General features: G+C 32.9%; 9 protein-coding genes, 1 tRNA gene and 1 rRNA gene. All 11 read right to left on the bottom strand.

Annotation, left to right across the window (positions count from 1 at the left end; translation table 11 throughout):
- Nucleotides 1–259: 259 nt before the first annotated feature.
- Nucleotides 260–997 (bottom strand): HAD-IB family hydrolase, encoded by a 738-nt coding sequence (locus LQK79_RS14140; RefSeq protein WP_053242816.1) that lies wholly within the window; start codon nt 995–997, stop codon nt 260–262.
- An 82-nt stretch (nt 998–1,079) separates the two neighbouring features.
- A complete protein-coding gene (locus tag LQK79_RS14135; RefSeq protein ID WP_231016950.1) occupies nt 1,080–3,314 on the bottom strand; it encodes a YhgE/Pip domain-containing protein in 2,235 nt (744 codons plus the stop codon).
- A 253-nt stretch (nt 3,315–3,567) separates the two neighbouring features.
- Nucleotides 3,568–4,290 (bottom strand): group II intron maturase-specific domain-containing protein, encoded by a 723-nt coding sequence (locus LQK79_RS14130; protein WP_231016948.1) that lies wholly within the window; start codon nt 4,288–4,290, stop codon nt 3,568–3,570.
- A 467-nt stretch (nt 4,291–4,757) separates the two neighbouring features.
- Nucleotides 4,758–6,146, bottom strand: coding sequence for a PTS fructose transporter subunit IIC (locus LQK79_RS14125; RefSeq protein WP_231016946.1), 1,389 nt, complete (start codon nt 6,144–6,146; stop codon nt 4,758–4,760).
- Between the two features lie 51 nt (nt 6,147–6,197).
- Nucleotides 6,198–6,641, bottom strand: coding sequence for a PTS sugar transporter subunit IIA (locus LQK79_RS14120; protein ID WP_053242197.1), 444 nt, complete (start codon nt 6,639–6,641; stop codon nt 6,198–6,200).
- 1 nt (nt 6,642) lies between these two features.
- On the bottom strand, nt 6,643–7,578 hold the full coding sequence (gene pfkB / locus LQK79_RS14115; RefSeq protein WP_231016945.1) for a 1-phosphofructokinase: 936 nt from the start codon (nt 7,576–7,578) through the stop codon (nt 6,643–6,645).
- 17 nt (nt 7,579–7,595) lie between these two features.
- A complete protein-coding gene (locus tag LQK79_RS14110; protein ID WP_407928535.1) occupies nt 7,596–8,372 on the bottom strand; it encodes a DeoR/GlpR family DNA-binding transcription regulator in 777 nt (258 codons plus the stop codon).
- 245 nt (nt 8,373–8,617) lie between these two features.
- On the bottom strand, nt 8,618–9,913 hold the full coding sequence (locus LQK79_RS14105) for a TldD/PmbA family protein (protein WP_231016944.1): 1,296 nt from the start codon (nt 9,911–9,913) through the stop codon (nt 8,618–8,620).
- Nucleotides 9,913–11,340 carry a TldD/PmbA family protein gene (locus LQK79_RS14100; protein WP_053242195.1) on the bottom strand — a complete coding sequence of 476 codons (1,428 nt, stop codon included), beginning with the start codon at nt 11,338–11,340 and terminating at the stop codon, nt 9,913–9,915. The genes LQK79_RS14105 and LQK79_RS14100 overlap by 1 nt, the downstream gene beginning before the upstream one ends.
- Before the next feature lie 273 nt (nt 11,341–11,613).
- Nucleotides 11,614–11,689 (bottom strand) — tRNA-Phe (locus LQK79_RS14095).
- 9 nt (nt 11,690–11,698) lie between these two features.
- Nucleotides 11,699–11,815: ribosomal RNA gene (rrf, locus tag LQK79_RS14090) — 5S ribosomal RNA — on the bottom strand.
- Between the last annotated feature and the right edge of the window lie 275 nt (nt 11,816–12,090).

Genomic DNA, 12,090 nt, shown 5'->3' with positions numbered 1-12,090 from the left:
TTGCTAACAAAGAGGTTGTTTGAAGTTCTAGAAGGATAATGGGCTTACGCCCAAGCCCCGCGATTTTAGTTTGTATTTACTCTCAGTTATTTGAATTTGCTAACAAAGAGGTTGTTTGAAGTTCTAGAAGGATAATGGGCTTACGCCCAAGCCCCGCGATTTTAGTTTGTATTTACTCTCAGTTATTTGAATTTGCTAACAAAGAGGTTGTTTGAAGTTCTAGAAGGATAATGGGCTTACGCCCAAACCCCGCGTATGATTACTCTCCTTCGCAGATTAGGCATTGGGGAGTTAGTCTATAAATCATGTCTTTCCTTTCAACGATGATCTTTACTTTTTCTTTTAATATATTGTCTTCCATAACTTTACTTACAAGTTCCTTTGTTGGATTCATACATATTGGATTTCCAACTGCCTTAAGCATAGATAGATCCCCCGCTGTGTCACCGTATGCATAGCTTTTAGTTAAATCCAAATTATATTTCGTCTCCATTTCCTTTATAGCTTTGTCCTTACTTATACTATCCCACATAGGAATAACTTCTCCTGTATATATTCCATTTTTATCACCAAATATATATTCCGCTCCTTTATAATCATCAAACCCATATTTATTTGCCATCTGCTTTACAAGTTCAAGAGGACTTCCAGAAATAGTTATCACCTTATGACCATTCGCCTTATGCCATTTAATTCTATCTCTAGTATAAGTATATACCCTATCACCTTTTTGCCTAACTACTTGCCTTGCTATAAATTCTACCTGTGATCTATGGAGCCCCTTAACTGCATCGATATAAATTTCCGCCATTTTAAGGAGGTAATTATCATAATCCCCCTTCCTTGTATCCCATTTCTTAAATTCCGGCTGTACTTCCTCGTACCATTTTTTAGGATTTACAATTTCATATTTAATAAGTTTCTTAAAAACCTCCGTTATTAGCCCCTCTCTATACAAGGTCCCATCTATATCAAAAAAAGCTCCTATATTTTTCATTTGCACCCCACCAATTCAACTAACAAATTATTTTTTACTATATATAATATAACTTATTTGACAAAATTACCACTAAAATTTTTTATTCTTCAGTTAAACCGCTGCTTTTAAATTGCTTTACAAATCTTTCATTTATCTTATTTGCTCTTTCTTTAAATAAAATCCCGATGATCAAGAATACGACAAAATAAATAAGCAGCAATATTATATTATATAATAGTTCATAAAACACTATCCCGGCTACCAGTTCCCTCATACCTCCTATAGAATACGTGAACGGCAATAATGGATTTATATTTTTAAAAAATGGAGGTATTAATTCCACAGGAAATGTACCACCTGAAGCAGACACCTGAAGCACCATTAATATCATTACAATTGCCTTTCCTATATTATTAAGCACAGAAACTAAAGTATAAGTTATCATCGTAAATACAATACTCACATATACACTGAAAATCACAAATAAAATTGGAAACAATACATAAGTCTTAAGTAAAAGCATATCACCTATGCTAACTACAAGTGCCTGTGCAGTAGTAATTGTTGAAAAGGTCAAAAATCTACCTAAAAATTTTTCTCTTGAACTTAGTTTTGTGCCATTTTTTAATTCCATAGGTTCAACAGATAACAATGAAAGAAGTATAAATGCTCCTACCCATATTGCAAGCGTAGTATAAAAAGGTGACATAGCAGAACCGTAATTAGGAATAGGAAATATCCTATTTTCCTTAATATCTATTGGATTAGAAAGGAAGTCACTTTCTGCTATAGCATTTTTCTCAAGCATCCTTACAATTTCTTCGTATCGTCCGTCCGCATTAAGTTTTCTTAACCTATCAGCACTAGAATGTACATCACTTTCAATTGATGGAAATTTATTTTTTATATTTTGCAAAGCAATAATACCTGAAGAAGTTTGCCCACTTGCAATTCCAAGCAAATTGTTTAAAACTGGTAAATTATTTTGAGCTCCCTCTAAAATTGTTATTGTATTTTGAGATATTCCCGAGAAGCTATTCACAGCACTATTTATAGCAGGAGCTGTAACATTATCATATTGATTTATTAAACTATCTATTTGATTAGATATATTTTGAGCATCTTGAATTAAATCCTTAAGAGGTATATTTCCAACAGTGTTAGAACCATTCTGAAGTAACTTTACTGCATTGTCCGCATTATTAGCTTGGGAATCAATTTTATTTTTTATATTAGCTAAGCTTCCTTTAAATTGATTCAAAGTTCCTGATAGGCTTGATGCAGAAACATTAGGTCCGCTTGTCGATTGACTAAGACCTGTAATCATAGATTGAAGCATACTTATATCATTGCTTATCTTTGCTGAACTATTTACATAGTTAGTTTTTACAGTATTTAAAACCTGTATTAAACTAGGCGTATCCAAAGTATTAATTTGCTGTGCCCCACTTAAAAGGCCTTTTATCGTATCCGATGAACCTCTGGCAATTTCCTCATCAGCCTTCACAACAGCAGCAATAACATTTGTAGACGCTCTAACCTGACTTAAATATTTATCATTGGTCTTTACAATACTTAAAGTTCTATTTAAAGTATCTGATATTACTGGTATGTTGCCTTGAACAGTCTTTATATAGCTTTTAAGAACTATTGCCCCTGAATAAGTATTATCTATATTTCTTGATATCTCAGGCATTTTATTATCAAGGTCAATGATTGTATCCGCTAATCTTTGAAGTGCAGGCTTATTTTTTTCCAGTTCTGTTCCAAATTTATTTAAAAAGTTAAAAATCATATTACTTGATGTTTTTATAAATTCCTTATTTATTTCATCTCTTAAGCTAGCTGCGCCCTTATCTGTAATTTTTGTCGCTATAGCATTTTTCTTCTCGTTTACCGAATAAATTAACTCTGCTCTTATTGGTTTTTCCTCAGTAACCACAGATATTAAATCCCTCGAAAAATTTTCAGGTATAGTTATCGTGGCATAATACTTTCCACTTCTTATTCCATTTAAAGCCTCCAAACCATCTGTAAACTTCCATCCTATTTTATTATTGCTTTTAAGCTGGCTTATAATTTCACTTCCTGCATTTATGCTTGTTTCTTTATAACTAGCTCCTCTATCTTTATTGACAACAGCTACAGATAACCCCTTGGTATTTGAATATGGATCCCAACAGGCTTTTATATTAAACCATGCATACAGTGATGGCAAAGCAATAAGGGCTAATATTATTCCGAATGTAACATAGTTAGTTAAGATAGTTCTAATATCTCTAAAATAAATTTTAATTATATTTCTAATTTCATCTTTTATCTTAAAATTCTTCATATGTACACCACCCTTTTAGACTTAGTATGTGCATTTAAAGAAATTATTAAAGTGAAAATAAGTATAAAAATATGGATACTGCTTTCTTAGACAAATTAAAAAGCAAAATCACCAATAATAGCAACTATACACTTAATGAAATATGCTAATACTTATCATCACTGCTAATCGAGTAGGAGGTAAATGATTATTTCATTTACCGACCTCTCACACCACCGTGCGTACCGTTCGGTACACGGCGGTTCAATAGAAATTAATGTTTTAATAAATATATTTCTGTCATAGATACAAGACCAAGCTTCTCTAAGTATTTCTTAGTTAATGTTTTTTCTAAAATAGGACTTTTAGATATTCTCCAATAGCTTTTCCTTGTATTGGCATATTCCCAAGCTTTATAATTAGAAACTCCAAGCCTAACAAGATTATTATGCTTCGTAGAAATTTTCTTCCATTGTTTCCAAAAGCACATTCTCATTCTTCTCCTAAGCCATGCATCAAGTTTTTGAAGTGTACTTTTCATGTCAGCAATCGAAAAGTAATTAACCCATCCTAGTATTGCTTGCTGAATAACTCTGTCTACGACAGTAGGTATACCGAGTAGTCTTGTTCCACCATTTGGTTTTGGTATTTCTACTCGCCTAACAGGTTTAGGTTTATACCTTTCCATCAACAATGACTGCCTTAAGGTTTCACCATTTTCTTTTAAGTGCTGTAGAAGTTCATCTACTTTCATACCATCAATTCCATGACTCCCCTTGTTAGCCTTTACTCTTAGAAAAGCTCTATTTAGATTATCTCTTGATAGAATTTTGCTAAGTAAATCATTGCCATATTTATATACATTGTTTCTTCCTTCTTCGGACATGGACGAAATACTCTGCACTTCTACATTATCTTTGAGTTCCACTCTATTCTCTTGTAGATAGCCTTCTTTATGAAGTTGTCTGCTTTCCTCATATTCCTTCGTATCTTTCAAAATTTCGAAACCTCCTATTGTTCAATCCTTCCCACGTTAACGCGTTTAACGTGGTACTATGATTTCTGCTGACTTCTGATAGTTCAACTACATATCACTATATAACTTATCATTCAGAAATTACATTCTTTGATGATTTATCTATCAGACCTCCCCAGGTAAGAACGACAACCTTCATCTCATATATCTGCCACATTTACTCTCTAGAAATTCGGATAGTGTTGGACTTCGTTTTGTTTAGCAAACTCGTCCTTCCTAAATAAGCCTTATATGTGATTCGTGTACCTCAGACCGAGATTTTGCCTATTGCTTCCTTCAGATTCCCCCTCGCGGAGGACACCCTTGCCGTCGGCTAGTGGTTCCCACTATCAAGCCCACAGCGGACTTGCACCGCCAAGTTGTCGCCCATGCTGGGCGCACTAAAATAAAAGTGAAGAGAGTACTAAACCCTCTTCACTTTGAAAACCTTAAAATACTTTTTTCTTTTTAACAACCGAAAGTACTACTCCTGTTACAATTGTTCCAGCAACTATCGCTATAATATATCCTAATAAGTGCGTTACTACATTTGGTATGAACAATACCCATATACCTCCATGAGGAACTGCAAGCTTTGAACCCAATACCATTGATAATGCTCCAGTCACAGCTGAGCCCGCCATAACTGATGGTATAACTCTAAGTGGATCTGCTGCTGCAAATGGTATTGCTCCTTCAGTTATGAATGATACACCAAGTGCCCATGCTGCTTTTCCTGCTTCTCTCTCCTGCTCTGTAAATTTATTTTTAGCTATAACTGTTGCAAGTGCTATTCCAAGTGGTGGAACCATACCTGCTGCCATTACTGCTGCCATTATAGCTGTTCCTCCAGATGACAACGCTGTGGTTGTTAAAGTACTTGTTGCAAATACATATGCTGCCTTATTGAAAGGGCCACCCATATCGAAAGCCATCATTGCTCCTAACACAATTCCAAGTAATGCTGCATTTGCTCCTTGAAGTCCCTTTAAGAATCCTGCCAAACCATCATTTATTACTTTTACAGGTCCGCCTAAAACAAATATCATTATTAGTGCTATAATTAAAGTTGAAAGTACAGGTATTATTAAAACTGGCATCAAACCATCTAATGCTTTAGGAAGTCTAATATACTTTTTAATAAGGACTACTGTATATCCTGCAATAAATCCTGCTAAAAGTGCTCCTATAAATCCTGCTCCTATAGTACTTGCAAGAGCCCCACCAACAAATCCTGGTACAAGCCCCGGCCTATCAGCTATAGAATAAGATATATATCCTGCTAAAACAGGAAGCATAAGTGCAAATGCCTGTTTTCCGGTACTAAATATAGCCTCACCAATAGTACCTGGCGATTTAAAAACATAAATTCCTCCTATTGCAAAACCAAGTGCTATAAGTATTCCTCCTGCTACAACAAAAGGTATCATAAATGAAACACCAGTCATTAAATTCTTGTATATACCCTTACCAATGGACTTTCCTTCTGCTTGTGGAGCTTTTTCTTCTTTTTTCTCTTTTCCCTTGAATACTTCTTTTGTTGAAAGTGCTCTGTTTATAAGTGCTTTAGAATCCTTTATTGCATCTTTAACTGGCACTTCAACTAGTGGCATTCCTGCAAACCTTGACTTATCTACGTTTGTGTCTGCTGCTATAATAACAGCAGCAGCTTCTTTTAAATCGTTTTCATTTATTACATTTTCTGCTCCTACAGATCCCTGAGTTTCTACTTTTATTTCAATCCCCATTTCCTTCGCTGCCATTTGAAGCGCCTCTGCTGCCATATAAGTGTGTGCAATACCAGTAGGACAAGATGTTACCGCTACTAGCTTTTTCATAATTACTCCTCCTTAAAATAGCTTAATTTAAAATTTTAGATTAAGTTATATCTACTCGAATATCTTTATGAAATCTTCAAAGTTGTTTGAATTATATAGCCTTTCTCTAACGTCTTCATGCATAAGCTTTCTTGATATCTCACTAAGTGCCTTTAAATGAACGTCACTAGATTCTTGTGGTACTGCTATCAAGAAAAATAGTTTTGCTGGTTTGTCATCCATTGACTGATAGTCTACTCCTTCTTTACTTAAACCAAAAGTTATCGTTGGTTCCTTTACTGCACTACATTTTCCGTGTGGAATAGCTATTCCCATTCCAATTCCTGTAGAGAATTCTTCTTCTCTTTTTAAAACAGCATCTTTTAGTTCTTGTTTATTTGTTACTTTTCCATCCTTATACAATATATCTATTAATTCATCTAAAACTTCATCTTTAGTTTTAGCCTTCAAGTTAAATTCTGCTCTATTTTTTGAAAACATATCCTTAGTGCTCATTTTAATTCCTCCTAACATTTATATTTACTTTTTGTACCAAGCTTTGAACCTGATTTAAATCACATGCCTGTGTTCCTTCAAGTGATACTGACGCAGCCCCTGTTGCCACTGCAAATTTCAAAGTCTTTTCATCATCAAAATTATTTAGCATTGAATATATCAAGGCTGCAACCATTGAATCACCTGCTCCAACAGTACTCATTACAGGCACTTTTAGGCCTTTACCATATAATACCATTTTGTTGCTTACCAAAATTGCTCCCTTTTCTCCAAGTGAAATTAAAACTTTCTTTAGTCCATTATCTATAAGCTTTTTCGCCTCACATATCATATCATCCTCTGAATTCAAATTTCTATTTAGAAGAATTTCAAACTCATGTTTATTAGGTTTTATAATATCAGGCTTTTCCTTTATTCCTTCACTTAAAAGTTCTCCTTCTGCATCTAAAATCACAAAAGCACCTTTTTCCTTCGCTAGTTTTGTTAAAATCCCATATATATTTTTAGGAATATTAGGACACGCTCCTCCAGAAAGGGCTATTATATCACCTTCATTACAAATACTTTTAAATTTATTTATAAAATCATTTAATTCTTCTTCTGTAATTTCAGGCCCAGGTTCATTTATGTCTGTATAAATTTTATTCTTGTTATCAACAACTTTTATATTTGTTCTAGTATCCTCGGTTATTTCTAAAAAGTTATTAACTATTCCCATATTTCTTAATTCTTTTTTAAAGGTATTCTTCCAGCTTCCACCTATGAATCCGGTACACGCCGATGGTATTCCAAATTTCTTTAGAACCTTAGAAACATTTATCCCTTTTCCACCTATATCATATCTAAGTTTAGATACTCTATTTACTTTTCCAAGTTCAAAATCCTGAATTGCAATTGTTTTATCCATTGCTGGATTCAATGTAACTGTAATTACCATTAACGTTCACCTCCATTTTAGCCAGTGACTATAATATCAACACCTCTACTCTGAAAATCGCTTATAACTTCATCAGCTATATCCCCACTCGTAATAATTGATGTAACATCTTTAATTTCACAAATTACTGAAAGACATACATTTTCAAACTTAGAACTATCAGCTACTATAAACACTTTATTAGCAGAATTCATCATAGCTTTTTTAGTTTGTGCTTCAATAAAGTTTGGTGTTGTAATACCTTCAATGGCCGATATGCCATTAGCTCCAATAAAAGCTTTATCAACTCTAAAATACTTAAAAATATCTTCACAAGTACGACCAACCATAGCTCTAGTATTAAATCTTAAACTTCCTCCAGTTATGATAAGCTCCATATCCTTATTGTTGGAAAGTTGTTCTGCTATATCTATGGAATTTGTTATCACTGTCAAGTTTTTTGCCAATATATTTTTCGCTACTTCTAGTGTGGTTGTACCAGAATCGAGAATTATTGTATCGCCATCTTTAATGATACTGGCTGCATATTTAGCTATAGCTAATTTTTCACCAAGTTTTTCATCTTTCTTATCTATAAAAGATGGTTCAAAGTTAGTTATATCAATCTTAACTGCTCCACCGTGAGTTCTTTTAAGTATCTTTCTGTTCTCCATTTCTTGAAGGTCTCTTCTTATTGTAGCCTCGGAAACTTTAAAATATTCGGAAAGCTCATTTACTTTTATGCTTCCATTTTTATTTAACATTGAACTTATTTGTTTTTGTCTTTCTTCTGCAAACATATAATCACCTTTCATGTATTCGTTTACTAGCGTTTGTGCTTGCATTTGTTTGTTTGATTATATTGTAAACAAAATTAAACATTTTGTCAATACATTTTTCAAATTTTTAGTCTCATTCAAACACATTTAAGCAAAAACGCATAAACTATTTTTATTAGATTGTGTTCTAACTAAATGTTGATTTTTACATTTAGTTAGAACACAATATTTTATTAAAAATAAACTACAGAAAACTTAGGGTTTCCTGTAGTTTATACAATTTATCTACCAGCTATAACAACATCATGCATTTCTATCGCCTTAGGTCCTACAAATCCATTTTCACTTTGGGTCTCTTTTGATAGAAAAATGTTATCATGTAAATTGTCTATATTGGCATTTAACGAACCACCAGTTATAGGAATGGTCTTTTCTCCGTCAAAATACCAGCCTAACCTTACTTCTCCACCAAAATCTCCTGTTGTTGAATCCATTTGAAAATCAGAAAATGCTACAAGCTCCAAGTATGGCTCTTTCCTCATGTCATCTATACTCTTACTTCCAGGTTCTACAACAAAATTCTTAATGTCACCTGTTACCTTAGTATTCAAATAATAACTGTGCCTTAAATCACCATGATATTTTTCAAGTTTTCCATTCTTAATAACTGTGATTTTATGTAAAGCCACACCATCATCATCCACAGGCTCAGAATAAATAGAGTTTCTAACTTTAGGATCAAGTATTAAATTTATTAGATCTCCCTTGACTTCTTTACCTTGAATTAATTGTGCTAATTTAAAAGTAGATATTTTATTATAAACATTAGACGCCCTAGAATTATTAACGTAATAACTTAGTACTTCCTTTACAGGAGATCCGCTTAATATGATCTTATATTTTCCAGACCTAACAGTTTCTTTAGCTTTAGCTCTTTCTTTAGCTAAAAATATCATGTCCTTTACAGAATTTGATATATAATCCGGATCATAATCTGAAAAAGTAAGCATTTTATATAGTTCAATTTCTTCTTTTTCTTTCCAAGTTGTTATAAATTCTATCATACCATCATAATTATAGTAACTTGAATCTACACCGTATGATGCAATAATTCTCTTATAATTTTTATTCAAAAATATTTCTGCCGAATTTATTCCACCCTTTTCTTCGTCGTCATTTTTGTACAACGCCTCTATTAACTTCGGCATCCAATCTGAAAGTTCACCTTCTGCAAACTTACTATATATACTTTCCAATTTATCATTATTTATTTTAGGAATATCATAGTATTCATTTTTCACAAATCCAGCTGCAAAGATGTTATCTCTTATGAGTTTTTTAATTTCATCTTCTGTCATTGTTGGATCTACATTAAAAACAGAGCTACCTCTATACTTGAGTCCATTTTCTTTAAAATCTTTATATACTGTAATTTCAAAATGTTGTACATCCTTGCTTCTAGTCATATCAATATCTTTTTTAACTAAAAATAACTCTTCTGAGCTTGTCCTTGTTTCAATTATTTTATATTCACTAACATCTTCATCTTCCAAAATAGATTTTATTTTATTTATCATTATCCTAACCTCACCTTCGCCTTAATATATGGTCCACCGCTAGAGACTTTTACCCATTCCTTATATCCCTTTCCGCAAGCTCCATTGCCATCTACTTGAACTTTATCAGATATCATCGAAATCGACTCTAAAAGTTCTGGAACATATCCAGTCAAAACCACTGGTGAAACAAGATTTTCTGTCAATTTACCATCTATAATCTCAATTCCATAATTAACCATACACTGAATACCCCAATTTTTAGGATCTTCCATTCCGCTAGAAGGACACATTAATAAAAATCCTCTTTTTATGGATGCTATCATATCTTCTAGTTTATCATTTCCAGGAGAAAAGAAAGTATTAGTCATTCGCGCGTATGCTTTTCTTTCAAATGAAAATCTTTTTCCATTTCCTGTTGGTTTAATATTTAACCTAAGCGCAGATAATTTATCCGAAAGACCTCTTTTTAATATTCCATTTTCTATAACTACAGTATCTGTACCAAGTACCCCTTCATCATCAAATAAATATGAAGAAACTTGTTTAGCTGAAGTTGCTCCATCATGCATAGTAACAAGCTTAGAAGCCACTGGTTTATTCATATACTCAGCAGCTTTAGCTCTATTTTTTACTAACATATCCATTTCAACTCCATGTCCAAAAGCTTCATGAGCAATTAAACCAGATACATCTGGTGAACATATAACATCATATACTCCTGGTTCTACAGTCTTTGCATCTAGGAGCTTTACTGCTGTATCAACAGTATCATTAATCTTACTATCCATCTCATCTAATAATTCGGCTCCCTTAAGTCCTGAAAATACATTGTAGTTAATCTTAGTATTATTATCTTTTCTAGCTAAAGCTGTTATATAACCTTCGCTCCATATATATGATTGATATAAGTCTTTATTATTAGAAATAAATATTTTAGATACTTGAACCTGATGAAAAATCACCTGTGCATCTAAAAGAAATTGTGAAAATGAAAGAGCCTTTTCCTTTACTTTAGTGAGCTTATGAATTATATCCTTGTCACCAAAATCCTCAGGAAGAATATCAACTTCACCTATAAAACTACCATCTATTTTTTCATCTTCCACAATTGGATATTTCGTTATGTTAGCTTTATTATGTAATTTATTTATTTGTGTATTTACTCTATTTTTTATAGTTAATGCTATTTTATCAATATCATCATCATCTAATTTGTTAAAGGAATATTCAGAATAGTTAACACCATTAAAAACTCTTACTACAAAGCCTCTCTCATTCCAAAATGAATCACCAATATTTACTCCTGTCCTTCGAACAGTGTACTTTTTCCCATGTGAATCAGTACCTAAAACAGATACATATTTAAAATCTTTCGATAATATATGTACTAATTTTTTAACAATGTCTCTTTTCTCTATCAAAAACTCAGACATTTTAACCTTCATTGATCTCCCCCACTTTCAGCAATTTTATGCACATATTATTTTATATTTATGTTATTTCATAATTATATTATAATATAATTTATAAACATATACACTGTATTTTTGTACATTTATTAAAAATTATTAATAAAGAGCAAAATTATATTATAATAAAAGGCTCTATTAGTCTAAAATATCAATTTATAAAGCTGTCATGATCAGCATCATATATCAATATAGTTATCTAATAAAGCTAAACAAAAAAATAAAAAGCTCAAGCAAAAGCTTGAGCTTTGGTGGCCAGACCAGGAATCGAACCAGGGACACGAGGATTTTCAGTCCTCTGCTCTACCGACTGAGCTATCTGGCCACGTATTTTACCCGGCAACGTCCTACTCTCACACAGGGCCTCCCCTGCACTACCATCGGCGTATTAGTTCTTAACCTTCGTGTTCGGAATGGGAACGGGTGTTACAACTAAGCCATAGTCACCGGATCAAACTTATTTAGTTTTTCATACTTCTCAGGTGAACCTAAATCCCTCTTAGTTGTAACGCGGGGCAATCCTTATTGCAAATTACAATTTGCTAGATTTCCCGTAAAATGTCATTTAGACATTTTACCAGCTAAGCCATAGTCACCGGATCATATATGTAATTGAAAATACATTGTACTTTCAAAATTGCATAGTAACTGTTATTTTATATTTGGTCAAGCCCTCGACCTATTAGTATTAGTCAGCTAAAAATGTTACCATCCTTACACCTCTAA

It is taken from the genome of Clostridium guangxiense (assembly GCF_021043395.1).
Taxonomy (GTDB): domain Bacteria; phylum Bacillota; class Clostridia; order Clostridiales; family Clostridiaceae; genus Clostridium_S; species Clostridium_S guangxiense.
This window is presented reverse-complemented; position numbering and strand designations above follow the sequence as displayed.